Annotated in this window: 22 protein-coding genes and 3 tRNA genes; 10 read left to right on the forward strand and 15 right to left on the reverse strand. The window is 74.9% G+C overall.

Annotated elements, in window-relative coordinates; translation table 11 throughout:
• From FB00_RS22455 to FB00_RS17240, 3 genes are all read left to right on the forward strand, one after another.
• The coding region (locus tag FB00_RS22455) for a hypothetical protein (RefSeq protein ID WP_047234153.1) at window positions 1-574 on the forward strand (574 nt) is incomplete at its 5' end.
• Window positions 561-962 (forward strand): GntR family transcriptional regulator, encoded by a 402-nt coding sequence (locus FB00_RS17235; protein ID WP_047234154.1) that lies wholly within the window; start codon window positions 561-563, stop codon window positions 960-962. The genes FB00_RS22455 and FB00_RS17235, both read left to right, overlap by 14 nt.
• Window positions 963-1,174: 212 nt before the next feature.
• Complete coding sequence (locus FB00_RS17240; RefSeq protein WP_231581918.1) at window positions 1,175-2,191, forward strand: L,D-transpeptidase family protein; 1,017 nt, start codon at window positions 1,175-1,177, stop codon at window positions 2,189-2,191.
• Window positions 2,192-2,273: 82 nt separating this feature from the next.
• On the opposite strand, the gene FB00_RS17245 is transcribed toward FB00_RS17240, so the two are convergent.
• From FB00_RS17245 to FB00_RS17255, 3 genes are all read right to left on the reverse strand, one after another.
• A complete protein-coding gene (locus FB00_RS17245) occupies window positions 2,274-3,527 on the reverse strand; it encodes a UDP-N-acetylmuramate dehydrogenase (protein WP_389354433.1) in 1,254 nt (417 codons plus the stop codon).
• A gap of 78 nt (window positions 3,528-3,605) precedes the next feature.
• Complete coding sequence (locus tag FB00_RS17250; RefSeq protein WP_047234155.1) at window positions 3,606-4,913, reverse strand: MFS transporter; 1,308 nt, start codon at window positions 4,911-4,913, stop codon at window positions 3,606-3,608.
• Window positions 4,910-6,574 (reverse strand): MFS transporter, encoded by a 1,665-nt coding sequence (locus FB00_RS17255; RefSeq protein WP_156186444.1) that lies wholly within the window; start codon window positions 6,572-6,574, stop codon window positions 4,910-4,912. Before FB00_RS17255 ends, FB00_RS17250 begins: the two co-directional genes overlap by 4 nt.
• A gap of 72 nt (window positions 6,575-6,646) precedes the next feature.
• Between FB00_RS17255 and FB00_RS17260 the strand changes: the two genes are divergently transcribed.
• Window positions 6,647-7,789: a LacI family DNA-binding transcriptional regulator gene (locus tag FB00_RS17260; RefSeq protein WP_047234156.1), complete on the forward strand. Its 1,143-nt coding sequence runs from the start codon at window positions 6,647-6,649 to the stop codon at window positions 7,787-7,789.
• Window positions 7,790-7,808: 19 nt separating this feature from the next.
• Here the strand turns inward: FB00_RS17260 and FB00_RS17265 are convergent, their stop codons facing one another.
• Window positions 7,809-9,344 carry a Tat pathway signal sequence domain protein gene (locus tag FB00_RS17265; RefSeq protein WP_231581919.1) on the reverse strand — a complete coding sequence of 512 codons (1,536 nt, stop codon included), beginning with the start codon at window positions 9,342-9,344 and terminating at the stop codon, window positions 7,809-7,811.
• A 161-nt stretch (window positions 9,345-9,505) separates the two neighbouring features.
• Between FB00_RS17265 and FB00_RS17270 the strand changes: the two genes are divergently transcribed.
• The gene (locus FB00_RS17270; protein WP_419865531.1) at window positions 9,506-10,135 is read left to right on the forward strand and encodes a SigE family RNA polymerase sigma factor; all 630 of its coding nucleotides are present in this window, start codon (window positions 9,506-9,508) and stop codon (window positions 10,133-10,135) included.
• Window positions 10,132-11,121 carry a hypothetical protein gene (locus FB00_RS17275; RefSeq protein WP_047234158.1) on the forward strand — a complete coding sequence of 330 codons (990 nt, stop codon included), beginning with the start codon at window positions 10,132-10,134 and terminating at the stop codon, window positions 11,119-11,121. The genes FB00_RS17270 and FB00_RS17275 overlap by 4 nt, the downstream gene beginning before the upstream one ends.
• 100 nt (window positions 11,122-11,221) lie before the next feature.
• Here the strand turns inward: FB00_RS17275 and FB00_RS17280 are convergent, their stop codons facing one another.
• From FB00_RS17280 to FB00_RS17305, 6 genes are all read right to left on the reverse strand, one after another.
• Window positions 11,222-11,656: a MaoC family dehydratase gene (locus FB00_RS17280; RefSeq protein WP_047234159.1), complete on the reverse strand. Its 435-nt coding sequence runs from the start codon at window positions 11,654-11,656 to the stop codon at window positions 11,222-11,224.
• Window positions 11,653-12,114 (reverse strand): FAS1-like dehydratase domain-containing protein, encoded by a 462-nt coding sequence (locus tag FB00_RS17285; RefSeq protein WP_047234160.1) that lies wholly within the window; start codon window positions 12,112-12,114, stop codon window positions 11,653-11,655. Before FB00_RS17285 ends, FB00_RS17280 begins: the two co-directional genes overlap by 4 nt.
• Window positions 12,115-12,142: 28 nt before the next feature.
• A complete protein-coding gene (rpmG, locus tag FB00_RS22460; protein WP_021482899.1) occupies window positions 12,143-12,313 on the reverse strand; it encodes a 50S ribosomal protein L33 in 171 nt (56 codons plus the stop codon).
• Window positions 12,314-12,399: 86 nt separating this feature from the next.
• Window positions 12,400-12,476: transfer RNA gene (locus FB00_RS17295), tRNA-Met, on the reverse strand.
• A gap of 61 nt (window positions 12,477-12,537) precedes the next feature.
• A tRNA-Thr gene (locus FB00_RS17300) sits at window positions 12,538-12,610 on the reverse strand.
• A gap of 206 nt (window positions 12,611-12,816) precedes the next feature.
• Window positions 12,817-12,898 (reverse strand) — tRNA-Tyr (locus FB00_RS17305).
• A gap of 142 nt (window positions 12,899-13,040) precedes the next feature.
• Here FB00_RS17305 and rarD point away from each other — a divergent pair.
• Genes rarD through FB00_RS17325 form a run of 4 tightly spaced genes read left to right on the forward strand, consistent with a single transcriptional unit; the run spans window position 13,041 to window position 17,491 of the window.
• On the forward strand, window positions 13,041-14,066 hold the full coding sequence (gene rarD, locus FB00_RS17310) for an EamA family transporter RarD (RefSeq protein WP_082141451.1): 1,026 nt from the start codon (window positions 13,041-13,043) through the stop codon (window positions 14,064-14,066).
• Window positions 14,067-14,123: 57 nt separating this feature from the next.
• Entirely contained in the window at window positions 14,124-14,618 is a 495-nt protein-coding gene (locus tag FB00_RS17315) for a YajQ family cyclic di-GMP-binding protein (protein WP_047234161.1), read from the forward strand.
• Window positions 14,619-14,632: 14 nt separating this feature from the next.
• The gene (locus FB00_RS17320; protein ID WP_082141454.1) at window positions 14,633-15,601 is read left to right on the forward strand and encodes an HAD family hydrolase; all 969 of its coding nucleotides are present in this window, start codon (window positions 14,633-14,635) and stop codon (window positions 15,599-15,601) included.
• Window positions 15,602-15,637: 36 nt separating this feature from the next.
• Window positions 15,638-17,491, forward strand: a complete 1,854-nt coding sequence (locus FB00_RS17325) for a hypothetical protein (RefSeq protein ID WP_047234162.1) — start codon at window positions 15,638-15,640, stop codon at window positions 17,489-17,491.
• Window positions 17,492-17,544: 53 nt separating this feature from the next.
• Here the strand turns inward: FB00_RS17325 and htpX are convergent, their stop codons facing one another.
• The 5 genes from htpX to FB00_RS17350 form a co-directional block, all read right to left on the reverse strand.
• Complete coding sequence (gene htpX, locus FB00_RS17330; RefSeq protein WP_047234163.1) at window positions 17,545-18,429, reverse strand: zinc metalloprotease HtpX; 885 nt, start codon at window positions 18,427-18,429, stop codon at window positions 17,545-17,547.
• Window positions 18,430-18,619: 190 nt separating this feature from the next.
• Window positions 18,620-20,032: an FAD-dependent oxidoreductase gene (locus FB00_RS17335; protein WP_047234164.1), complete on the reverse strand. Its 1,413-nt coding sequence runs from the start codon at window positions 20,030-20,032 to the stop codon at window positions 18,620-18,622.
• Window positions 20,033-20,249: 217 nt separating this feature from the next.
• The gene (locus FB00_RS17340) at window positions 20,250-20,723 is read right to left on the reverse strand and encodes an LpqN/LpqT family lipoprotein (protein ID WP_047234165.1); all 474 of its coding nucleotides are present in this window, start codon (window positions 20,721-20,723) and stop codon (window positions 20,250-20,252) included.
• 181 nt (window positions 20,724-20,904) lie between these two features.
• Window positions 20,905-21,177, reverse strand: a complete 273-nt coding sequence (locus tag FB00_RS17345) for a WXG100 family type VII secretion target (RefSeq protein ID WP_021482523.1) — start codon at window positions 21,175-21,177, stop codon at window positions 20,905-20,907.
• A gap of 135 nt (window positions 21,178-21,312) precedes the next feature.
• Window positions 21,313-25,791 carry an FtsK/SpoIIIE domain-containing protein gene (locus FB00_RS17350; protein WP_047234166.1) on the reverse strand — a complete coding sequence of 1,493 codons (4,479 nt, stop codon included), beginning with the start codon at window positions 25,789-25,791 and terminating at the stop codon, window positions 21,313-21,315.
• Window positions 25,792-25,812 lie beyond the last annotated feature (21 nt).

Consider the following 25,812-nt stretch of genomic DNA (forward strand, 5'->3'; position numbering starts at 1 on the left):
CCGCGCGGCCACGCTGCGGCCGCGGACCGTCGACGACGTCGCACCCCGGGGTCTGCGTCGCCTCGCCTGGTCGCTCGGGGTGCTCGTCGTGCTGCTCGCGGTGGTCGGCGCGCTCACGGCGGGCGACGACGGGCGGTCGGTGACGCGCGTCGCGGGCGACTCGACCTCCACCGCGAGCCCCTACCCCGGCGCGTTCTACGGCGTGTGGCTCGCGCTCGCGGCCGTGCTGGTCGTCGCGGGTGCCGAGGGCGTGCTGCGACTCGTCGCGCGCCGCCCGGCGGTCGCGCAGGTCGACGAGGCGTGGGACGTCGCCCTGCGCCGCGCGTCGGCGCACCGGGTCCTGCGGGGCGCGCAGCTCGCGCTCGGGCTGACGGCCGCGGGGATGCTCGGCGTCGGCGCGAACGCCGCGGCGCGGGTGGGCTACCCGGGGGCGGTCGTCCTCGTGGTCGTCGCGGTCGGGCTGGCGCTGGCGGCGATCGCGGTCGTCGTGCGGGCCGCCCCGGACCCGGACACCTGGGCGGACGAGCACGCGAGCGCCCTGACACCGACGGGGCGCGGTCATGCAGGCCCCTGACCTGCGCGTCGAGATCGACCTGCGGTCGGGCCTCGCGCCGTACGAGCAGATCCGCCGGCAGGTCGTGGCGCACGTCGCCGCGGGGCGTCTCCGGGTGGGCGACCGGCTCCCGACGATCCGCGCCCTCGCCACGGACCTCGGGCTCGCGCCCGGGACCGTGGCCCGCGCGTACCGCGAGCTCGAGGCGGCGGGGGTCGTGACGACGCGGCGCCGCGCCGGGACCGTCGTGTCCGACGGCGTCTCCCCGACCGACGTCGCCGCGCGCCACGCCGCGCACGAGCTCGTCCGCGCCGGCCGCGAGGCCGGGCTGTCCGACGACGAGATCCTCGACGTCGTGCGCGGGGCGCTGCTCCACGAGCAGCCCGGTGACGGGCCGGCCGCGGGCTGAGCCGACCGGGGGCGGCTCCCGCCGAGGGACCGCCCGCACGCTGGCGACCTCGCGGTGCCGACCGGCGGCGTCGTCGGGACGGGCCACGCGGCGCGCGCGTCACGACAGGGTCACGATCCTCCGACAGGCGCCGCCGCGGGGCGTCCTGCCGCGGGGCGGGGCGCATGATGGTGCTCCGCGGCGGACGCCGCAGCACACACGAGGGGGACCAGGTGGAGGACGGAGCTTCGGCGGGCGCGCGGACGGGCGCGGAGGCGCGCGCGGCAGCAGGACCCGTGACGGGCGCCGCGACCGTGGCGCGGGGTGGCGGCCGGGGACGGAGCCCGGTGAGCCGTCGGCGGACGACGGCGCGCGCGGCGGTGGGCGCGCTGGTGGCGGCGCTGGTGCTCGCGGGCTGCCAGGCGGGGCTGCCCGACCTCGAGCCGGGCCGGACGCCGTCGGCCACCGCCGGCGGGCCCGCGACCACCGAGCCCGTGAGCCCCCGCCCGACGCAGACCGCTCCCGAGCCGGCCGAGACGCCGGAGCCCGAGCCCACCCCGGACCCGACGCCGACCGAGACCCCCGCGCCCAGCACGCCCCCGCCCGCCCCGGAGCCGACCCCCGAGCCGCCGCCCGCGCCCGTCGAGCCCGCCGAGCTGGCCCGCGGCGCGACCGGCGAGCGCGTCGTCGCGCTCCAGCAGCGCCTCGCCGACCTCGGCTACTTCATCGGCGCGCCCGACGGCGACTTCGGCGGCGGGACGCAGCAGGCCGTGTGGGCTCTCCAGAAGGCCGCCGGGCTCTCGCGCGACGGCGTCGTGGGCCCCGCGACGCAGGCCGCGCTCGACGAGGGCGTCACGCCCCAGCCGCGCAGCGGGTCGGGCAAGGTCATCGAGATCGACCTCGACCGCCAGCTCCTGCTCGCCGTCGAGGACGGCCGGGTCGTCACGGTGGTCAACGCGTCGTCGGGCAACGGCGAGTCGTACGAGGCGAAGGGCCGCACCTACCGCGCGAGCACGCCGCGCGGCGAGTTCCACGTAGGCCGGCAGGTCGACGGCAACCACTCGTCGAGCCTCGAGCTCGGCGACATGTGGCGCCCCAAGTTCTTCACGGGCGGCATCGCGGTGCACGGCTCGGGCTCGATCCCGCCGTGGCCCGCGTCCCACGGCTGCGTGCGCGTCGCGAACTCCGCGATGAACTGGCTCTGGGACTCCTGGCACGCCGACCCGGGCACGACGGTCCTCGTCTACTGACTCCCGCCCCGCGCTGAGTGCATGAAATAGTCGCGCCGGCATGGCCCGGACGCCACTATCTCATGCACTCAGCGCGGGAAGGTCAGAGGGAGACGCCGACGAGGACGGGCTCGGGGACGAGCTCGACGCCGAACGCGTCGAGCACGCCGTCGCGGACCGCGCGCGCGAGCTCCACCAGGTCCTCCGCGCTCGCGCCGCCCCGGTTGGTCAGCGCCAGGGTGTGCTTGGTCGAGAGGCGCGCGAGGCTCGAGGGGCCGTGGACACCGAAGCCCTTGGTGAAGCCCGCGTGCTCGATGAGCCACGCGGCGGAGGTCTTGACGAGCGTCGGGTCGATCTCGCCCAGGCTCGGGCCGGTCGTGCGGGACGGCGTCGCGGAGCGCACCGGGTAGCGCGGGGCCTCCGCCGGGAGCAGGTCGGCCTGGTCTGCCGGGACGACGGGGTTGGTGAAGAACGACCCGGCGCTCCAGCGGTCGTGGTCCGGTCCCGTCTCCCCCGGCACGGCGTCCCCCGCAGCCACGGGCGCGACGTCCGGGCCGACGCCGTCGAGCAGCATGCCCTTCCGGGCCCGGAGCGCCAGGACGGCGTCGCGCACGTCCGCGCTCGGGGCCCGGTCGCCGACCTGCACGCCGAGCGTCCGGGCGAGCTCCGGATAGGCGACGGGGGCGGAGAGCGAGCCGAGGCGGGACTGGAAGCCGACGTCGAGCACGACGTAGCGCGGCGACGGGTACCACGGGCCGCTCGCCTCGCCGTCTCCGCCCGGCTCGTCCGCTGCCACGTGCATGCTGCGCTTGAGCAGCGACGTGCGGTACCCGAACGCGAGCTCGCCCAGCGCGAGCGTGCGCACGCGCGACCGCTCCCTGTCCCAGACGCGCACGGTCGAGACCACGCCCGCGACCTCCTGCCCGTAGGCGCCGATGTTCTGGACGGGCGCGGCACCGACCGTCCCGGGGATGCCGGAGAGCGCCTCGACGCCCACCCACTCCTCCGCGACCGCACGTGCCACGAGCTCGTCCCAGTCCTGCCCGGCCGGCGCGTGGAAGCTCGCACCGCCGCACGAGTCCTCGGCGTCCACGGTGATCCCACGCCGCAGGTCGCGCACGACGACCCCGCCGAACCCCTCGTCGCCGACGAGCAGGTTCGACCCGCCGCCGATCACGAGCAGCGGCTCGCCGGCCTCGTCCGCCGCGCGCACGGTGTCCACGAGCTCGGCCTCGGTGTGCGCCTCGACGTACCGGTCCGCGGGGCCGCCGACGCGCAGCGTCGTCAGCTCCGCCAGGGACGGCGCGCCGACGGCGTCGGGGCGCAGACCGGGGGCGGTCCGGACGATCTCGGGCAGGTCTCGGTCGACGGGGGCAGCGGGTTCACACGTCACCGCCCCAGCGTAGTTCGCCCCCGCGCGGGCTCGCGGACGGGGTCAGCGGCGGGGGGTCTCCTCGGAGCGCTGGGCCGCCTGCTGGCCGGCGGAGCCCGCGGCGGTGGGGAGGGGGCGCGTGGCGCCGACGACGAGGAGACCGACGACGACCGGGACGGCGATCACGAGGAGCGCGGCGCGGTAGCCGACGTGCTCGGCGAGGAACCCGATGAGGGGCGGGCCCATGAAGAACGCGGAGTAGCCGATGGTCGCGACGACGCTCACGCGGACGGCGGCGCGTGCCGGGTCGTCGGAGGCCGCGCTCATCCCGACGGGGAACCCGAGCGCGGCGCCCATGCCCCACGCGACCACGCCGAGCAGCGCGAGCCAGATGCTCGGCGAGAGGGTGAAGAGCAGCAGGCCGACGAGAGCGAGCGCCGCACCGAGCCGCAGCACGGTGACGCGACCGTACCGGTCGAGCAGGCCCGTGCCGAGCAGGCGCATGCCGGTCATGGCCGTGAGGAACACGGCGAGGCCGACGGCGCCCATGGCGTCGGACGTCTCGAAGCCGTCGACGACCGCGAGGCTCACCCAGTCGTTCGCGGCGCCCTCGGTGAGCGCGGCGGCGAGGACGACGAGCCCGATGAGGAGGGTGCGGGGCTCGGTCCACGCGCTGAGCGCGCCGCGCGCGTTCTCCGACGCGGTGAGGGGGGCGCCGCTGCCCGCCGCGGCGGCGGGGTCGGACCCGGCGGCGTCCTCGGCCGCGTCGACGACGTGCTCCACCTGGCCGGCGGGCAGGAAGAACCGCACGCACCACAGGACGCCGAGGAGGCTCAGCACGACGGCGGCCGTGAGGTGCACCTGGACCGGGACGTGCAGCGCGGCCATGAGCGCCCCGACGCCCGCACCGGCCATGGTGCCGAAGGAGAACCCGGCGTGGAAGCGCGGCATGATCGCCTTGCCGAGCCGCTGCTCGACGGCGGCGCCCTCGAGGTTCATCGCCGCGTCCCAGACGCCGGTGCCGATCCCGGCGAGGAAGAGCCCGACGCGCACGACGACGTCCTCCCCCGTCGCCACGCCGGTGACGGCGGTGACGAGGCCCACGACGTTCGCGACGGCGAACAGCGTCACGGCCTTCGACGCGCCGAGCCGCTGGACGACCATGCCGGACAGCGGCAGCGCGAGCAGCGACCCGACCGCCATGAAGAGGAGCAGCAGGCCCATCTGCGCCTCGGTGAACCCGAGCGAGTCGCGGACCGCGGGCAGCCGCGACGCCCAGGTCGCGAAGTTGAACCCGTTGAGGAAGAAGACCGCGAAGACGGCCCAGGTGGCGAGCGCGACGACGCGACGGTCGGTGCGGGCGGTGGTCATGCGGAGGTCTCCTCGCGGCGGTGCGACGGGCGGGTTCGGGGACGGCGTGCGGAGGCACGGTGGGCGGTGGCGGACGTCCCGGTGCGGGTCGTCGCGCGGGGCCGGCGCGAGCGGCGGGGACGTCGCGCGTCGACGGCCTCGTCGGGGACGGCGCCGATCGAGCTGTCCTGGTCGGTGCCGCCCGACCGGCCGGTGGCGTCCGCGACGAACGCCACGTCGGTCTCGGGACCATCCTCCACCCCGGGGGGCACGCCGTCGTCCGCACCCGCCGGGGGACGCGGCGCCCGGGCGGCGAGCGCGGCCGGGGTCCGCAGAGGCGTGACCTGGCGCGCGAGGAGGACGCTGAGGACCATCGCGGCGACGATGAGCACGAGCGCGTGACGCGCGCCCATGGCCTCGGCGGCGAGGCCGAGCAGCGGCGGCGCGGCGAGCGACGCCATGGACGCGAACGCTGAGACGACGGACACGCGGCTCGCGGCACGCAGCGGCTCGTCGGACGCGGCGGCGATGCCGACGGGCACCGCGAGCGCCGCGCCGAAGCCCCAGAGCACGACCCCGACGCCGGCGAGCTGGAGCGTCGGCGCGAACCCGAAGAGCAGCAGCCCGGCGATCGACGCGACGCCTGACGCGCGGAGCACGGTGACGCGGCCGAAGCGGTCGATGAGGCGGGTCCCGGCGAGGCGCATGACGGTCATGGCCGCGACGAACGTGCCGAACACGACGGCACCGACGGCCTCGGTCTGGGCGAACCCGTCGACGACGGCGAGCGAGAGCCAGTCGTTGGCCGACCCCTCGGACAGCGCGGCGGAGAGGATGACGAGGCCGATGAGCAGCGTGCGCGGCTCGCGCCACGCCGAGAGCGCCGCCCCGAGCCGGGCGCCGCGGCGGGCGAGGCGGGCGCGGAGCCCGGCCGTCTCGACGTCGACGACGGCGTCGCCGAGCGCGTCGACCGGAGCGGGGGTCGCGACGGGCGCCTCGGACGTCGCGGGGCTCCGCGACGGGAGCGTGTCGTGGACCGTCGCGGGGATCGCGGCGAGGCGCCACACCGTGGCGACGGCGCCGGTCGCGACGAACTGGACGAGCACGGGGACCTGCGCGTGGGCGCACGCGGCACCGACGAGCGAGCCGACGACGGCGCCGATCGAGAACGCCGCGTGGAACTGGGGCAGGATCGTGCGCCCGACCCGCCGCTCGATGCCCGCGCTCTCGACGTTCATCGGGACGTTGCCGAGCGAGAACGCCATCCCGTTGACGAAGATGCCCGCCGCGAGCAGGGCGACGGAGCCGGTCGCGGGGCCGAGGCCGAGCAGGAGGAACGCGACGCCGAACAGGACCGCGGAGACGCCGAACGCGACCCGCCCGCCGAAGCGCGTGACGAAGGGGCCGGCGGCGGTGACGGTCACGAGCGCGCCGACGGCTCCGGCGAGGAGCACGACGCCGAGGTCCGCGGGGGTGAGGCCGAGGGCGTCGCGCACCGAGGGGATGCGCGCGAGCCAGCTCGACATCATGACGCCGTTGAGCGCGAACACGCCGAGGAGGACCCAGCGCGCCCGGGCCAGGGCGCGGGGGTCGGACAGGAGGTCGGACGGAGACTGCGCAGCACCTCCTCGAATCGATTCGATCCGACGGACGAGAGTGCGCTTCGAATCGATTCGAGGCATGGTCACCAGTGTGCGGGTACGCTGGCCGCGCGTCAATCGAGAATCCCGCGCGCGCGGGAGGCAGGGAGCGTGATGAGCGACACCCCCGGGAACCGGGAGCCCGCGGCGGCCGCCGCGCCGGCCCACCGGCCCACGCTCGCCAAGGTCGCCGAGCTCGCGGGAGTCTCCGTCTCGACGGCGTCGCTCGCCTTCTCCGGCGCCGGGCCGATCACCCCGGAGACCCGGGCACGCGTGCTCGACGCCGCGAAGGAGCTCGGGTACACCGGGCCCAACCCGCTCGGCCGGCAGCTCCGGTCGGGCCGGTCGGGCGTGGTCGGCGTCGTCGTCGGCGACCAGCTCCGCCGCGCGTTCCGGGACCCCGTCGCCGTGCAGGTGCTCGACGGCCTCGTCTCGACGCTCGGCGAGAACGGCCTGGGCGTCCTCCTCATCCCCGGCATCCCGTCCGACGACCCGGCCCGCGCCGTCGACCCCCTCGTCGAGAGCGCCGCGATGGACGTCGCCGTCCTCGTCTGGGGCGTGGGGTCGGACGACGCGACGCTCGCCGCGCTGCAGCGCCGCGGCGTGCCGGTCGTCATCGGGGAGGGGCGCGCCGTCGAGGGCACCCCGCTCGTCGCGATCCGCGACCGCGCCGGGACCGCCGACGTCGTGCGGCACCTCGTCGACCTCGGCCACACGCGCGTCGCGGAGGTCTCGCTCCCTCTCGACAACTCCGACCGCAGCGGCCCGATCGACGCGCAGCGGCTCGCCCAGGTGGACCGCACGCCGACGGCCAACCGGCTCGCGGGCGTGCGCGACGTCGTCGAACCCGTCGCGAGCTGGGAGACCGAGGCGTCGCTCGTCGAGCACGGCCGCTCCGCCACGCTCGCCCTGCTGGGCAGCACCGCCGCGGACGGGACGACCGCGGCCGCCGACCCCGCGTCGCGCCCGACCGCCGTCATCGCCCACTCCGACCTGCTGGCCGCGGGCGCGCTCCTCGCCGCGCGCGAGCTCGGCCTGCGCGTGCCCGACGACGTCTCGGTCGCCGGGTTCGACGGGCTGGACCTGCCCTGGCTCGCCCCGGACGTCCTCACGAGCGTCCACCAGCCGCTCGCCCGCAAGGGGTCCGAGCTCGGTCTCGCCGTGATCCGCCAGCTCGCGGGCGAGGCCCCGACGACGGTCGAGCTCGACGTCGAGCTGGTGGTGGGGACGACGACAGGCCCCGCCCCCACCACCTGACACCGGCCGCTCGGACCGGTCAGCCGAGCCGGCCGGGCTGCAACGGGTTCGCCCGCGCGGCCGCCATGAGGTACCAGGACGTCGCCCCGACGTGCTGGACCTGGAAGTACCCGAACCCGAACCCCGAGTCGAGCAGGCTCGACGCGGCGACGACGCCCGACCGCTCCGGCAGCGCCGCGCCGCCGATCGTCTGACCGGCCCCGACGCCTTCCTGCGCGCCCTGCACCTCGCGCAGCAGGCCCTCGGCGCGCACCCGGTCGTCGTCCCGCTCGCAGCCGCGGCGACCCCGCCGCCGGTCGTCGCGGCTCCCCCGGCCGCGTGCGCCGCGGTCCGCGAGCGCCGACGCGAGCTGCGCCGTCCCCTCGAGCCACACCCCCTGCTGGTGCACCGGCAGCCCGTTGTACGACGCGGTCGACGTCAGGCTCGCGCTCGAGAACGTCACTCCCTCGACGACCGTGCCCGCGGGGAGCTGCGACACGCCCTCGCCCGCGACGTCGCGCGCGGCCAGCGCGTCGTCCGCCCAGTCGAGGGCGCGGGCGTAGCGCCGCTCGCGCAGCGCGAGCCACCCCCACGTCTGCGGGTCCAGCGGGAGCGGGTCCCGGTTGATCTCGGTGCCGTCGTTCGTCCCGGTGTAGAGGTAGCCGCCGTCGGGCTCCCACATGCGGTCGACGAACGCGCGCGCGTGCTCGGCGGCACGGCTCCAGCGCCGGTCGCGCGTCACGGCCCCGAGCTGGCGGAAGAACGCGACGCAGTCGACGTTGTGCTCGGTCGAGCCGTTGGGGATCGGGGTGTTCGCGCCGTCCACGCCGAACGAGAACCCGCCGAGGGGCGCCTGCGACCACGTGTTCGCGACGATCCACGCGCCGAGGCGCCGGGCCGCGTCCAGGTAGCGGCGCTCGCGGGTCACCGCGTGCAGGTGCAGCAGCGCGATGCCCGGCCAGGCCATGTCTCCCACCGCCGTCCCGAGGAAGCCGAACTGCCACCCGACGTTCGCCGTGCCGTCCGGCAGCACGAGCCCGTGCTCCTGCGGCGTGCCGTCGTAGAAGGTGTAGGGCCCGACGTTGTACGCCTGGCGCAGCCGGCCGTCGTCGTGGTCGGGGTCGTTCTCGAGGGCGAACACGAGCCCGTCGCCGAGCGCCCGCGCGCGGTCGAGGTAGCGCCGGCCGGCGGTGAGCGTCGCGAGGATCGCGAGGGCGTTGTCATAGACGAACGCCGTGGAGAACAGGCCGAGCTGGTCGGCGTACGACTGGGCGAGCCGCGGGCCGGGGTTGACGTCGGGGTAGGCGTCGGTCGCCGCGGCGAGGAAGCCGTGGGCGCGCTGGACCGACGCCGCGCGGCCCCGCGCCGGGCCACCGGCCGCCTGCCCGACGGCGCCCGTCGCCGCGGGCAGGGCCACGCCCGGACGTGCTGCCGCCGGGGTCGCCGTGAGCCCGGCGAGCGCGAGCGCCCCGCCGAGCGCGAGGACCGTGCGTCGGTCGAGCCCCCGCGGGGGCACGGGCGCGGGGCTGCGGTCGCGAGGGTCGTGGGATGCGGTTCGGCCACCGTGCTGGGTCATGAGCGTCTCCTTCGACGTCGTGAGGGGCGCGACCCACGGTAGTGGGAGCGTTCCCATGGCGAAAGAGGGCGGGCCGTGGCGAACGATGTCGAATCGTGCGCGCCGGTCGCCCGCTCGAGACTCAACCTTCCGGAGCCGTCGCGCGTGTGACAGTCATGACCGTGAACGCGATCGCCCTCTCGGCCGACGAGCCCGACGAGAGCCCCCCACCCGACACCCTCCTGCCCGTGGTGCGGGTGGTCACCTCGCACGAGCAGGAGTTCAGCGACTTCATGGCGGGCGCCGCTCCCCGGCTCGCGCGCACCGCGTGGCTGCTGTGCGGCGACGAGCACCTGGCCGACGAGCTCGTCCAGCAGGCCCTGACCCGTACGTACCTGCACTGGCGCACGGCGCGCGGACGCGACCCGTACGCCTACGCGCGCCGCACCCTCGCCAACCTGCGGGTCGACACGTGGCGCCGCCGTCGACGGGAGGTGCTGGTCGCCCCGCCCGACCTCCCCGAGACGGCGAGCGACGCCCGGGCCGACCAGCACGCCGAGCGAGACGTCCTCGTCCGCGCGCTCGCGACGCTCACGGCCCGCCAGCGCCGGATCGTCGTGCTGCGCCACCTCGTCGGGCTGAGCGAGAGGGAGGTCGCCGACGACCTCGGCGTCTCCGTCGGCACCGTGAAGTCCACGGCGTCGCGCGGGCTCGCCCAGCTCCGCTCCGTCCTCGGCGCCGCGGACGCGACCCCGGAGTCCTCCACCCCGCACCCCACCACCCGGAGCACCGACGCAAGGAGGCAGCGATGAGCGACACCCTGACGAGGACGGACGACACGTTCGCGCGCTCCCTGCGCGAGCGGGTCGACGCCGCCGCGCCCCGCATCGACGTCGACATCGCCCGGGTCGTCCCGGCAGCGCGCCGGGTCCGGCGCCGTCGTCGTGCCGTCGTCGCCGGCGTGTGCGCCCTCGCCGTCGTGACGGGCGCCGGAACCTGGGCGGCACGGGAGCACGGCCTGCTGCGCACCGAGCCGCTGCTGCCCGCGTCCGTCACCCCGTACGTCCCCGACGCGGACGCACCGACGATCGACGGCGGATGGCCCGACGCCCCGTACTGGCACGTGCGGTCGGAGTCGTCCGGCACGGACTCCACGGGAGCCGCCTCGCACGAGGTGCGCGACTCATGGTCCGGCAACGACCGGCCCGGCGTCGTCACGGTCGAGGGCTCGCCCGACGACGACTTCTCGTTCGGCCCCCGCGGCTGGGGCAACCTCCTGATCGACGGCGAGCGCGTCATGATCGGGTGGGACGGGCTCTACGCGCTCCCGACGGAGCCCGCGCAGCTCGAGCAGCTCCTGCGAGCGAGCGTCGAGCCGGACCGCGGCGCAGGGTCCGCCGAGGACAAGGTGTTCGACATGGCCCGGTCCCTGCTCGTCGACAGCCCGGCGCCGCCAGCGCTGCGCGACGCCCTGTGGACGATCATGACGGGTCTGCCCACGAGCACGCCGCTCGGGGAGGTCACGGACTCTCTGGGCCGCACGGGCGAGGGGGTCCAGCGGTCCCTCCAGGGCCAGACGGACCGCCTCGTCTACGACCCGGTGGAGCACCGCGTCCTCGAGTCGTCGCACGAGCTCGATCCGGGAGTCCTCGAGGAGATGGAGGCACAGGGTCAGCTCGAGGGCGTGATCCTGTCCGTCTCCGGCCGGACCACGTACCTCGAGGAGGGACCGGCCGAGGACACTCCGGTCGAGCCGTCGCTCGAGGACAGCGGGTGCGTCGCCTGGGAGACGTGCTGACGCGCGAACGGCACCGGCACGACGACGAGGGCGCCGCACCCGGCCGGGTGCGGCGCCCTCGTGGCGTCAGGAGCGCGTGGTCGCCCAGGGCGACCGCGCTTCAGAGGCGGACGACCGCCTGGGTCTTGCCGAGCACGCGGGCGCCCTCGAACGTGACCGTGAGGTCGACGCGGACCGTGCCGGCGTCGGTGTCGACCACGCCGACGGTCCCGGTGACCTCGAGCGTCGCGACGCCGGGGTTCGGCACGGGCACGGGGCGCGTGAAGCGCGTCTGGTAGTCGACGACGGCGCCCGGGTCACCGGCCCAGTCCTCGACCAGCGCGACGGCGGCGCCCATGGTGAACATGCCGTGCGCGATGACGCCCGGCAGGCCGACCTCGGCCGCGAAGGCGTCGTTCCAGTGGATCGGGTTGAAGTCGCCGCTCGCTCCGGCGTAGCGGACGAGGCGCGCGCGGTCGACCTCGACCGTGCGCGTGCCGATCACGTCACCGACGGAGAGGTCGGCGAGGACGGGGCGGGTTCCGTCGGTGCTCATGCGCCCTCCCCGCGGACGGCGAGGGTGGAGGTGACGGTCGAGACCGGCTCGCTGCCGCCGTCGGGCAGGACCGCGGCGATCTCGCAGCGCGTGGTGACCATCGCGAGGCCGGCCCGCTCGACGATCGAGTCCACGTGCAGCACGGTCACGAGCTCGTCGCCCGCGACGATCGGCCGGTGGTGCGTGAAGCGCTCGTCCGCGTGGACGACGCGCGAGAAGTCGATGCCCGCCTCGGGGTCCTCGATGAGCTGCCCCTCCGCCCGCTGGGCGACGACGACCGCGAAGGTCGGAGGTGCGACGAGGTCCGGATAGCCCGCACCCCGCGCCGCCACGAGGTCGTGGTGCACGGGGTGGGTGGCGCCGACGGCGCCGGAGAACTCCCGCAGCTTCTCGCGTCCCACCGAGTACGGCGCGTTGGCGGGGTACTCGCGGCCGACGTAGGCCAGGTTGACGCTCACTGCGGTGCGCGGACGCGGAGCCGGAGGCTCAGCGGGTCTCGCGGTGCGCGGTGTGCTTGCCGCAGCGCGGGCAGAACTTCGCGAGCTCCAGGCGGTCCGGGTCGTTGCGACGGTTCTTCTTCGTGATGTAGTTGCGCTCCTTGCAGTCCACGCAGGCCAGCGTGATCTTGGGGCGAACGTCAGCGCTCTTGCTTGCCACGGTTGTGAGCCACCTCTCGCGCCTCCGGAGGGCGCATGTGCTGTGCAGGTCGCACGACGCCGGCCGCCGTACGAGATTGTCGAAAGTGGTAGCGGAGGCGGGGATCGAACCCGCGACCTCACGATTATGAGTCGTGCGCTCTAACCATCTGAGCTACCCCGCCGCGTGACTGAACGCGAGGTCGCCTTGCAGTATTCCAGCAAGACGACCCCGCGTCACCACAGAGCCCCGAAAGGGAATCGAACCCTTGACCTTCTCCTTACCATGGAGACGCTCTGCCGACTGAGCTATCGGGGCAGCGCGGAAAACTCTACACGGAACACGGCGTCGAACGAAATCGGCGCCGTTCCGCCGTTTCTGGGCCCGTCAGCACCGCTTCCCACCGGATCGCGCACCGCCCGACGACGCCGGGTCGTGGAGCGCCCGGGTGACGCGGTGACGACGACAGGTCCCCGGCAGACGACGACGGGGCGTCACCCGTGGGTGACGCCCCGTCGCTCCGGTGGCAGGTGAGGGATTCGAACCCCCGAAGGCTGAGCCGTCTGATTTACAGTCAGATCCCTTTGGCCGCTCGGGCAACCTGCCGTGTGGAGTTGTCGCTCGCCGGAACGGACTGCACCTGGTGCAGCCCCTGCCGTGCGGGCGAGCCAACGATACAGCCCCGCCGGACCAGGTGCGAAATCCGGGTCCCGCCGACCGTCCTCGCGTCCGTCCGTACAGTGGTGCGGTGACCCACCCCTCCCCCGCGCCGGACCACCTCCCCGGCACCGGGATCCCCGGCCCCGCGCCCACCGGCGCACCGTCCTCGCCCGCCCCGGCCGCGCCGTCGCGCAGCCCGCGCGGGGCGCCCGCCCCGACCGACCGCTGGGGCCTCCTGCTCGGCGCCGGGGCGTTCTTCCTGTGGGGCGCGATGCCCCTCTACTTCCCGCTCCTGGAACCGGCGGCGCCGCTCGAGATCATCGCGCACCGGGTCGTGTGGAGCCTGCTCTTCTGCCTCGTGCTCCTCGCCGCGACGCGCCAGCTCGGCGGGTTCGTCGCCGCGCTGCGCACCCCGCGCACGCTCGGCGTCCTCGCCGTGGCCGCCGTCCTCATCGTCACCAACTGGACCGTGTACGTGTACGGCGTCCTCAGCGGTCACGTGCTCGACGCCGCGCTCGGGTACTTCATCAACCCCCTCGTCACGGTCCTGCTCGCCGTGGCCGTGCTGCGCGAGCGGCTGCGCCCCGCGCAGTGGGCGGCCGTCGGGATCGGCGCCGCCGCCGTCGTCGTCATCAGCACGGGCTCGGGCGGCCTGCCGTGGATCGCGCTCGTCCTCGCGGCGTCGTTCGGCCTGTACGGCCTCGTGAAGAACCGCGTCGGGCGCACGGTCGAGGCGCTCCCCGGCCTCGCCGTGGAGACCGCCGTGCTCACGCCGCTCGCCCTCGTGTACCTGGTGTGGCTCGCCGCCACGGGTGCCGGCACGTTCGGCGCCGAGGGCGCCGGCCACGCGCTCCTGCTGGCGTCCGCCGGGGTCGTCACGGCGCTGCCGCTGCTCCTGTTCAGCGCCGCCGCGCGGCGCCTCCCGCTGAGCGTCGTCGGTCTCCTCCAGTACCTCGGCCCCGCGCTCCAGTTCCTCTTCGGCCTCCTCGTCTTCCACGAGCCCATGTCGCCGACCCGCTGGGCCGGCTTCGGGCTCGTCTGGCTCGCGCTCGTCGTGCTCTCGGTCGACGGGCTGCGCGCGGCCCGTGCGACGCGCCTCGCGAGCCGTCCCTGAGCCTGCTCGACTACGGTGGGACCCAGCACCCGTTCCCGGCCCAGAGAGGACCTACCCATGGCCGACTCCTCGTTCGACATCGTCAGCAAGGTCGACCGCCAGGAGGTCGACAACGCGCTCAACCAGGCGGCCAAGGAGGTCGCGCAGCGCTACGACTTCCGCAACGTCGGCGCCTCGATCGCGTGGAGCGGCGAGAGCATCCTCATGGTCGCGAACTCGGCCGAGCGCGTGCTCGCCATCCTCGACGTCCTCGAGACCAAGCTCGTCAAGCGCGGCATCTCGCTGAAGTCGCTCGACACGGGTGACAAGGAGCCCAAGGCGTCGGGCAAGGAGTACCGCCTCGCAGCCACCCTCAAGGAGGGCCTGTCGAGCGAGAACGCGAAGAAGATCACCAAGATCATCCGTGACGAGGCGCCCAAGGCCGTCAAGACGCAGATCACGGGCGACGAGGTCCGGGTGACGAGCAAGTCGCGCGACGACCTCCAGGCCGTCATCGCACTGCTCAAGAGCGCCGACCTCGACGTCGCGCTGCAGTTCACCAACTACCGGTAACCCTCGCCGTGGCCCTGCCCGACGGCGGCCCGCGCCCGGTCGCGCCGGGCCGTCCTGCCGCGTCGTCGAGCGACCTCCCGCGCGTCGTCGCGACCGACCTCGACGGCACGCTCCTGCGGTCCGACGGGACCGTCTCGGAGCGCACGCGCGCCGCGCTGCGCGCCGCCGAGGACGCCGGGGTCGAGGTGGTGTTCGTCACCGCGCGGCCGCCGCGCTGGCTCGACCAGCTCGCGGACGTGGTGGGCAGCCACGGGCACGTGATCTGCCTCGGCGGCGCGGCCGTGTGGGACCTGGCCACCGCGAGCGCGCTCGACGTGTGCGGCTTCACGGCGGACCAGGCCTCGGCGCTGGTCGCCGACCTGCGTGCCGCGGTGCCGGGCGTCGCGCTCGCGTTCGAGCGCGTCGACGGGCCGACGTTCGACCCGGGCTTCCGCTCCACCCCGGACGACGACGCCGAGGTCGTCGCCGTGGTGGAGTCGACGCTCGGTCACGGCGCCGCGCCGGACGACGCGGCGCGCCAGCCGGTCGGCAAGATCCTCGCGCGGGACCCCGGGGCGCCGGTCGAGGACGCTCCCGCGACGCAGCCCGTCGTCGTCGCGGACGGGCAGACGACGGCGCAGGAGTCGTTCTTCGATCGCGTGCGCGACGCCGTCGGCGACCGGGCCCACCTCGCCTACTCCGGCGCGGCGGGGCTCGCCGAGCTGCTCGCCCCCACGGTCACCAAGGACGCCGCGCTCGCGCGCTGGTGCGCGCGCCTCGGCGTCGAACCGCGCGACGTCTGGGCGTTCGGCGACATGCCCAACGACCTGCCCATGCTGCGCTGGGCGGGGCGCTCGTTCGCCGTCGCGAACGCGCACCCCGACGTGCTCGCGGCGGCGACCGACCGCACGGCCTCGAACGACGACGACGGCGTCGCACGGGTGCTGCTCGAGGCCGTCGAGTCCCTGCACCGGGAGCCCGGGAGGACGTCGACGCGCGGCTGAGCGCGGCCACCGCGCCCCAGCCCCTACACTCCCGACGTGCACCCTCCCCTGGCCGAGGCGGACCTGACCGCGTGGGGTCGCCGTCCCTCACGGCGCGCCCTCTCCGCGACGACCACCGCGGTGCTCGTCGCGACGTGGACGGCGTACATCACGCTGAGCATCGTCCTGTCCGCCGACTCGGACGTGCTCACGGCCGAGGAGGCGGCGGACCCGGCGTACTGGGCGACCGGCCTGCTGGCGGGCGTCGCGGTCGGCGCACTCCTCCTCGTGTGGGTCTGCCCGCGCGTCGGCACGTGGGCCGGCGCCGTGGTGACGGCCGTCGCGGCCGTCGGCACCCCGCTGCCCGCCGCGGCCACGGCCCTGGGCGGCGCCGCGGTCCTGGCGCTCCTCGCGCTCTCGCAGTCGCGGGCCCGCGTCCGGCAGCGGGAGGCGTCCGCCACGTGGGGAGGTTCCGTGGGACCCGTGGTGCCGGACGGGCTGCCCGAGGCGCGCGCCTATGCCGCGCGGTGGCGCGGGGGCCGGACGGCGGCGGCGGTCGCCTGCCTCGTCGCGGCCGTCGTGTGCGGCGCGTGGTTCGCGCGGGACCTCACCGCGGCGCACGCGTTCCGCGACGGGGCGCTCGAGGCGGCCGGGACCGTGGTCGAGGAGGACGGCCTGGACGCGGTCGTCGAGGTCGACGGGCTGCGGTACGACGTCCCGCTCGAGCTCGCGTCCGTCGAGGTCGGCGACGTCGTCGGGGTGCGGTACGACGGCAGCGGCCGGGCCGAGCTCGTCGACGACGTCGCCGACCCGTCGCTCCTCCTCCTCCCCGCCGGCGCCGGGGCTCTGACGGGCACCGCGCTCCTGGCGCACGAGGCGGCCCGGCGTCGGCGCGTGCGCCGGCTGCTGCTCCACGGCGGCCCTGCGACGACGGCGTACGCGACGTGGCACGAGCACGGCGCGCTGATCCTGCCCTCGGTGCACGCCGCACCGATCGCCGTCGCGCGGGACCTCCTGCTGCTGTCGGAGCCTCCGGAGGAGGCCTGGCACGACGACGACCACCTCGACCGGGACGTGAACGAGCTGTCCGACGACGAGCTCGTGGCCCGGGCGCGCGCCGAGGAGGGTACGGGCGACCAGTCCGGCGACGAGCCCTCGTGGGAGGGGTCCCCGCCGACCTGGCACGGCACCCGGCTGCTCGTCGTCGGGCTCCGCGCGGACGGCTGGCCCGTCGCCGTCCGCGGGCCCGACGACCGCTGGTACGTCACCGACACGGAGGTGTCGGCCCCACCCCGGGCGCGCCGTCACGCGCCCCTCCCGGAGAGCAGCCTGGGCACGGACGACGGGGACGACCTGGCCGCAGACGCGCTCCCGCCACAGGACGCCCGGCCCGGCCGATGGGCGTCGCTCGCGCGCTCCACCGGGGTGGTCGGTCCGTGGGCCGCCCTCCCCGTGGTGCTGGCCTTCGCGCTGTGGGCCGCACCCGAGGCCTCGTGGTTCGCCGCGCTGGCCGGGTCGGTGGGTGTCGGCGGGGCGCTGCAGGCGTGGTCGTCCGCCGCGCACCCCGCGCTGTCCACGACGGCGGTCGCGCTCGTCGTCCGCGGTCCTCTGCGGGACACGTGCGTGCCCTGGTCGCGCGTGACGAGCGTGAGCGTCCGCCAGGGAGCGCTCGTCGTGCGTCTCGCGCCGTCGATGCTGGACGCCGAGGAGGCGCTCGTGATCAGCGAATGCCCGCTCGGCGGGTACCTGCGCGGGGTGGTCGACCCGCTCGTCGCACGGGACACCCTCCTGGCAGCGCGCGCGGTCTCGACCTCGACGGGCACCGAGTCCCGGCGCCGACCGAGCCGTGACGCCGTCGTCGCCGTCCTCGGAGGGCTGGCGCTCGTCGCCGGTGTCGTCCTCGGCGCCTGATCCGGGCACGCGCCGCGCCGACGGTGCGGGCGCCGGAGCCGGTGCAGCGCCGGTCAGTGGTACGTGATGCCGCCGTAGCCCGGGCCGTGGCCGGCCATCGCCTCGAGCCGCTTGATGCGCTCCGCCATCGGCGGGTGGGTCGCGAACATCTTGCCGACGCCCGCGCCGCGGAACGGGTTCGCGATCATGAGGTGGGAGACGTCGACGAGGTCGCGGTTCTGTGGCAGCGGCGCGCGCTGCGTCCCGGCGTCGAGCTTGCGCAGCGCGGACGCGAGCGCGAGCGGGTCACCGGTGAGCTTGGCGCCGTCCTCGTCGGCGTCGTACTCGCGCGTGCGCGAGATCGCGAGCTGGATGAGCATCGCCGCGACGGGCGCCAGGACGACCATCGCGATCGCCGCGAGCGGGTTGCCGCCACGGTCGCGGTCGCCGCCGAAGATCAGCAGGAACTGCGCGAGCGAGGTGATCACGCCGGCCAGGGCACCGGCGACCGACGACGTGAGGATGTCGCGGTTGTACACGTGCATGAGCTCGTGCCCGAGCACCCCGCGCAGCTCGCGCTCGTCGAGGAGGCGCAGGATGCCCTCCGTGCAGCACACGGCCGCGTTCTTGGGGTTGCGGCCCGTCGCGAACGCGTTGGGCGCCTGCGTCGGCGAGACGTAGAGGCGGGGCATCGGCTGGCGCGCATCGGTCGAGAGCTCGCGCACGATCCGGTACATGGCGGGCTGCTCGAGCTCGCTCACGGGGCGCGCGTGCATCGCGCGGATCGCGATCTTGTCCGAGTTCCAGTACCCGTAGAACGTCGTCACGAGGCCGATGCCGACGAACACCCACAGCAGGTTCGCCTTGGCGCCGAACAACGCCCAGAGGCCCAGGACGATGGCCCACATGACGCCGAACAGGCCGGCCGTCTTGAGACCGTTGAAGTGCTGACGCCCCACGCTGTGCTCCCTTCCGCGCCGCGGGCACCCGCGTGGTCCACCGGGTGCCCGACGAACGCCGACCCCGTCGACGCCCACCCTGATGAACGCCCGAGGCGACCGTCCCGTTCCCGAGGACGACGACGGCACCCCACCCGCGGAGGGTGGGGCGCCGTCGTCGTGGCTCAGGTGCTCGGGCGCAGCCGCCGGGTCAGCCGACCTGCGACTCGCCGCGCGCCACGCGGATCATGTCCTCGCGCGGCACGACCTTGATGCGCTCGCGGCCGTGCGGCTCGCCGAGCGAGCGCTCGTACGCGTCGAGCAGCTCCCACCCCGACCACTCGATGTGGTCGACCCCGCGCTCGCGGAGGAAGTCCACGACGGCCTCGGGGTCGCCGAGCGGCGCGACGCGCCCTGCGGCCAGGTCGGCCGCCGCGACGTCGCCGCCGTCACCGGCTCCCGTGACGTCCTCGACGAGGTGGCGGATCGTCTCCGAGGCGTCCGACTTGGTGTGGCCGATGAGGCCGACCGGGCCGCGCTTGATCCAGCCGGTCGCGTACACGCCGGGGATGTGCTCGCCGTCGATGTCGATGACCCGGCCCTCGCGGTTCGGGATGACGCCCTTGAGCTCGTCGAACGGGATCTCGGGCAGCGGCGAGCCGAAGTAGCCGACCGCGCGGTACACGGCCTGGACGGGCCACTCGTGGAACTCGCCCGTGCCGGAGACGGTGCCGTCGCCGTTGAGCTGCGTGCGCTCGGTCCGCAGCGCCTCGACCTTGCCGTCGCCGAGCACGGCCGCCGGGGCGTGCAGGAAGTGCAGGTGCAGGCGCCGCGACGCCGTGTTCTCGCCCGGGTCCTTGAGCGTCCAGTCCGTGAGGGTCTTGACGACCTGCTTGGTCTGGTTCGAGGAGCTGATCGCCGCCATCGAGCCCTCGTCGAACTCGAAGTCCTCCGGGTAGACGATGACGTCGACGTCGGGGACGTGCCCGAGCTCGCGCAGCTCGAGCGGCGAGAACTTGGCCTGCGCGGGCCCGCGGCGGGCGAAGACGTGCACGTCGGTGACGGGCGACGACTTGAGGATCTCGTAGACGTTCTGCGGGACCTCGGTCGGCAGCAGGTCGTCCGCGTGCTTGGCGAGCACGCGCGCCACGTCGAGCGCGACGTTGCCCGCGCCGAGGACCGCGACCTGTTGCGCCTCGAGCGGCCACGTGCGCGGGACGTCGGGGTGGCCGTCGTACCAGGAGACGAAGTCGGCCGCGCCGTACGAGCCCGGCAGGTCGATGCCCTCGATCGGCAGGGCCGCGTCGCGGATCGAGCCGGTCGAGAAGATCACGGCGTCGTAGTACTGGCGCAGGTCGTCCAGCTTGAGGTCGACGCCGTAGTCCACGTTCGCGAGGAGGCGGATGTCGCCGCGGCTCAGCACCTTGTGGAGCGCCACGATGATCTGCTTGATGCGCGGGTGGTCCGGCGCGACGCCGTAGCGCACGAGGCCGAACGGCGCGGGCAGGCGCTCGAACAGGTCGATGCTCACGTCGAGGTCGGTCTTGGACAGGATGTCCGCGGCGTAGATCCCGGCGGGACCAGCGCCGACGATCGCGACGCGCAGTGGACGGATGCTGCTCACAGGACAGGGCGCCTTCCGGTCGAGGACGGGGGTCTCTCCCGCGCGGCCGACGGGCCGTTCCGCGTCGACCGGTGGGTACCGGCCGCAGGAGACCTCTCGATTGTACGACTGGGGTGAGGGTTGCCTCACTCGGGCCCTCTCCTCCATGACCAGGGTCTCACCGGTCTCGCCTGGTGGATACCTCGTCTTGTGATCCGGGCGAATGTAACGCCGTGGGTCAGCGGTCGACGCGGAGGCTCTCCTGCACGGCGCGGATCTCCGCGGCGGCCCACGGGTGCTGGAGGAGCGTGCACGTCCCCGTCGTCTGGACGAGGTCGGCCACCGGCCCGCGCGGGACGACGACCGTCCGCACCGACTGCACCAGCACCGCTCCCCCGCCGCCCTTGAAGGACGCCTCGACCCACCGCCCCGGCAGGCCGTCCACGTCCACGTCGCCGCCGTCGAGCTGGCGCAGCCGCGGCAGCGGCTTGAGCTTGCGCAGCACCTCGGCGTGCGCGTCGTCCAGCGTCTGCTCGGCCCGGATGCGCGAGACCACGACGATGACGTTCGGGTTGAACTCCCCCTCCTCCACCTCGCGCCCGAGCGCGAGCGGCAGGGCGACGTGGGGCAGCGGCACCCAGCGGTCGGGCGCGTCGAGCCGCACCCCTACGGGCGCGGGGAAGTCGTCGCTCGGGTAGCGCAGCTCGGCCATACGTTCAGGTCCTCTCGGTCGCTCTCGTCGCGCTCCGGCGGCGCGGGGCGCGCCAGCAGTCTCGCAGACCGGCGGAGCCCCGACCGCCCGGCCGGGCCACCGGCGGGCCGCACCCGACCCCGGACACGCCGAGGGCGCGGGACCCGTCCCGGGTCCCGCGCCCTCGGTGGAGCTCAGCGGATCAGCTGTTCGACGCCTGCTCCTGCTGCTGCGCGTTCTGCGTGGCCTTCTGGCCCGCGTCCGTCAGCGTCTGCGCGACGTTGTTGAGCTGCGTCTGCGCGGCCGGCCAGTCGCTGCCCTTGAACTGCTGGGCGTCGGGGCCCTCCCACGGCACGCTCTGGATCTGCGAGTTCAGGTTCTGCATGGTCGTGCGGATCTCGTCCGCCTTCTGCTGCAGCGTCTGACCGAGCCCACGCAGCTCCTCGACGTTCGCGCCCCACATGCCACCAGCCATGGTGTTCTCCTTCTGTGTCTCGACCCCCACCCTGCGTGGACGTCGTCCCGTTGTCGATGGCCTTACTCAACCATCGGCCCGCGCGACCCGTCGATGGGGAGGTGTCCCCATGAGGTCCCCGCGGGCGTCACGTCGCTACCGCGGGAGCGCGACGTGCAGCTTGCGCGCCCTCCCGGAGACGACGAGGAAGCCGCGTCCCGGCGGGAAGTCCGCGCGCCGGATCCGGCCGAGACCGGTCCCGAGCAAGGTGTCGCCGTCGAGGTCGCCCGGGGTGAGGAGCAGACCGCTGCGACCGGCCTTGAACGGCTGCGCGATCGCCCACGCCTGCCCCCAGGTCGACGACTCGGCCTCGCCCACGACGAGCTGCTCGGCACGCGTGGCGGCCCGGACGAACGCGACGAGCGGCTGCTCCGCCGGCGTCCCCGTGAACTCCGTCACCGACTCGACGAGCACCGTGAGCGCTCCCGGTCGCAGCGAGCCCCCGTCGAGCGCCTGCGTGAGCGACTCGAGGAGCGTCACGACCTCCTCGGGCGACGTCGCCGCCGTGTCCCAGGCGTCGAGCGCCGAGATGCTCGTGCGGCGCGGCGAGAGGTACACGACCCGGCCCGCGCGCGCCCGGCGCACGGCCTGGGCGATGGTGACGAGCGCCGTCGTGCGACCGCCCCCGGGCGGGCCCGAGAGCATGAACGTCCCCCGGGCCGGCAGCGCGACCGGGGCGATGTCCAGGTCGTCGAGGCCGATGGTGGGACGGCCGCCCGTGACCTCGGGCAGCGAGTCCAGCGCGAAGCTGTCCGGGAGCCGCTCGACGCCCGGCGCCTGCTGGATGCCGAGGCGCGTCATCGCGTCGCGCAGCTTGCCCAGCTCGCGCGCCTGGAGCGCGACGTTCGGGTCGCCGCCCAGGACCGCGATCTGGACCTCGTTCTCGTCGAGCACGCCGCGTCCGGGCGGGGACGTGAGCGACAGGACGTCCTTGGGGACGCCGAGCGTCAGGTAGTCGTCCTCGCTCGCGAGGCGCAGCACGAGCCGCTTCTGGATCGTCGAGCCGAGCGACGTCGGGACCGACGCCGCGCGGTCGCCCGCGACGACGACGTGCACGCCGACCTGGCGCCCGTCCGTCGCGATCGCGGTGAACGCGCCCCACACGGGGAACGCGTGCGCGGGCCGGAACTCGTAGGACTCGCGGAACGCGCCGATGCCGTCGACCAGCAGCAGGATGCGCGGCTCGGCGGGCGCGTTCGCGAGGCGCCGGTACTCGTCGAGGCTGCCCGCACGGACCGCGGCGTAGCGGGCGGAGCGCTCGTCGACGAGGTCGCGCAGCGTGCGCAGCACGCGCTGGACGCGCTCCTCGTCGTCGCCCGAGATGACCGCACCCACGTGCGGCAGGTCCTCGAGCATCCGCAGACCGCTCGCACCCGCGTCGATCGCGTAGACCTGGACAGGGCCGCCGCGCGCCGTGATCGCCGCGGAGACGGCGATCGTCCGCAGCGTCGCGCTCTTGCCCGAGCCACCCGTGCCGTAGATCGCCATGTTGCCGTCGCGGTCGGGCTCGTAGAAGACGGTCGGCTGTGCCTGGGTCGTCGGGTCGTCCTCCACGCCGAGCAGCAGCATCGTGTCGGTGCGGGGGTTGGGCAGGCGGGCGAGGTCGTACGTCGGGGCGAGCTCGGCCAGCCACGGCTTGCGCGGCACCGGGACCGCGGCCTCCGTCGCGGCCCGCGAGATCGTCGCGACCACGCGCGCGATGTCGTTGGGGCCCGGGTCGGTGACCTCCTCGACCTCGGGCTCCGGCAGCTCCCAGCGGATGTCGGAGCCGAACGCCATCTCCTGGATGTCGATGCGCGACCGCTCGGGCTGCGCCGTCGTCCAGCCGCCGGCGTATCCGGTCTGGAACGGCGTGATGCGACCAGGTCCGGTCTTCACCGCGCCGCGACCCGGGATCGACGGGTCGAAGTGCGCGGCCATCGGGATGCCGAGGATGTCGGTCGAGTCGTCCTCGTCCGCCATGCGCAGCGCGACGCGCAGGTTCGTGTTGGCGCGCAGGTTGTCCTTGATGACGCCCGCCGGACGCTGGGTCGCGAGGATGAGGTGCAGCCCGAGCGAGCGACCGCGCTGGGCGACGTCCACGACGCCGTCGACGAACTCCGGGACCTCGTTCACCAGGGCCGCGAACTCGTCGACCACGATGAGCAGGCTCGGGGGCGCGTCGGGGTCGCCGGTCCGCTCCAGGGACGCGAGGTCCTTGGCCTTCTTCCGGTTGAGCAGGTGCTCGCGGTAGCGCAGCTCGGCCCGGAGCGACGTGAGCGCGCGGCGCACGAGGTGCGGCGACAGGTCGGTGACCAGGCCGACGGTGTGCGGCAGGTGGACGCAGTCCGCGAACGCCGCGCCGCCCTTGTAGTCGACGAAGAGGAACGTCACGCGGTCCGGGCTGTGCGCCGCGGCCATGCCGAGCACCCACGACTGGAGGAACTCGGACTTGCCCGCGCCCGTCGTCCCGCCCACGAGCGCGTGCGGGCCTTGCGTGCGCAGGTCCAGGTAGAGCGGCTCGGTGCCCGAGTGCCCGACCAGCCCGCGCAGGTTCGTCGGCGCCTTGCGTCGCACGGGCGGCGAGCCGTCGCGCGGCGTCAGGGAGCCGTTCTCGCGCCACGCGTCAATGAGGCGGGACGGGTCCTCGGCCAGCGCGGTCCCGGCGAGGGTGAGGTAGGAGACCGAGCGCGGCAGGTCGGAGTCGTCGTCGACGGGCGCGCCGACGTCCACCACGGGGGCCAGGATGCGCGCCACCTCGTGGGCGGTCGCGAGGTCCACCGTCTCGCACGCCACCGGGAACGACAGCCGGCCCACCCGGACCTCGCCGCTCGTGGCGCCCGCGGTGGCTCCGGGGGCGCCCGCGGCGTCGACGGTGTCCACGAGGACGAACGTGCGGCACGCCGCCGGGAGCTGCTCGACCGACGGCGCGACCCACACGACGTGCACGCCCGCGTCCGCGCCGCGCTCCACGAGGCGCGTGAGGCGCGAGCGGTCGACGGGCGCGTCGTCCTCGACGAGCACGACGACGGTCGGCAGCACGGGCTTGGGCGTGTCCTCGCCCTCCTCGGGGTCGATCGGCCCGCGCAGCTCGGCGTGGGTGTCGAGGTCGGCCCCGCGCGCCTCGACGAGGTCCTCGAGCTGCGACAGCAGCGCCTGTGCGGCGCCGGGGTTGTCGGCCAGGTGGTCGCCACCCAGCGGGCTGTGGGGCGAGCCGGTGTGCGGCAGCCACTCGAGCCACTCCCAGTCGGCGCGCGAGCGCTGCGACGTCACGGCCGCGAGCACGAGCTCCGACGGCGAGTGCAGGCCCGCGAGCTGGACGAGGATCCCGCGCGCGACGGCGTCGACCGCGGCCCCCGCCCCGGCGACGCCGAGCGCACCGTCCGTGCGCAGGCGCGCGACGACCGGGACGCCGGAGATGGTCGCGCACTGGGCGTGCAGCTTCTCCAGCTCGTTCCAGTACTCGGGCAGCGTGTTGTTCTCGCCCGGCTGGTCGAGCTGGGTGCGCGACGGCGCGGCGCCGAGCCCGATGCGGACCGAGAGGAAGGCGTCGTGCTCCGGGCGGTGCGTCCACATCAGCCCGCCGAGCCGCCGGACCGCGTCGACCGTGTCGCCGACGGACGGGGCCTCCGAGAGGCGCACCGCGCGCTCGACGGCGTGCGTGCGGTCGATCGTCTCGCGCATCGCGACGACCCCCGCCTCGAACTGCTCGCGCTGCGCCTTGAGCTTGCGCTTGGCCTGGACCTTCTGGTCGAGGTAGTTGCCGAGCATGAGGATCGGGCTCAGCCCGACGAACACGATCGACAGGACGTTCCGCGTGACCGAGTAGAGGATCACGCCCATGAGCAGCGGCGCGACCATGGCCAGGTAGGGGAAGCGCTGCGGCTCCGGGGGCTGCGGCGGCTTGGGCGCCTTGAGCTTGCGCTCGGGGAAGCGGGCGACGACGCGCGGAGAGCGGTTGAACTCCACGACCGGGCTCGTCGGCGCGAGGCTCGTCGTGCGGTGCAGCGCGACGACGGACACGACCGTGCTGCCGATCGTCACCGTGTCCGACGACGTGAGCGTCGAGCGCATCATGCGCTGGCCGCCCATGACGAGCCCGTTGGCCGAGTTGGTGTCCGTGATCTCGATCGTCTCGCCCACCGTGAGGCGGGCGTGCCGCTTGGAGATCTGCGGGTCGCTCAGCCGGATGTCCATGTTGCGGTCGCGGCCCAGGTAGCTCGTCCCGACGGGCAGCGGGAACTCGCGACCCGCGTCCGGCCCCTCGAGCACGCGCAGGACGGCGACGGCCGCGCCGCGGTCCTGCCCGGGAGCGTCGAACTGCTCGGAGACCCGCACGATCGACACCGTCGACCCGGACCGCAGTCCCGCCTCCGTGAGGTCGCTCGTCGGCGAGAGCACGCGACCCTGGCCCGACCCCGACGGCGCGGTGCCGACCTGGAGCGTGAGCCGGTCCGGGACCGCCGTGCCCGACCGGGTGGGGTCGCCCGCGAACAGGGCCTCGGCGACGTCGCGCACCGTGGCCGTCGCGTCGGCCGTGACGGCGACGTTGGTCGTGCTGGCGTCGGGGCGGTGCAGCGTGAGCTTGATTCGCACGAAGGTTCCTGTTCAGGTCCG

Origin of the sequence: Cellulosimicrobium funkei (genome assembly GCF_001019615.1) — a bacterium.
Lineage (GTDB): Bacteria > Actinomycetota > Actinomycetes > Actinomycetales > Cellulomonadaceae > Cellulosimicrobium > Cellulosimicrobium cellulans_E.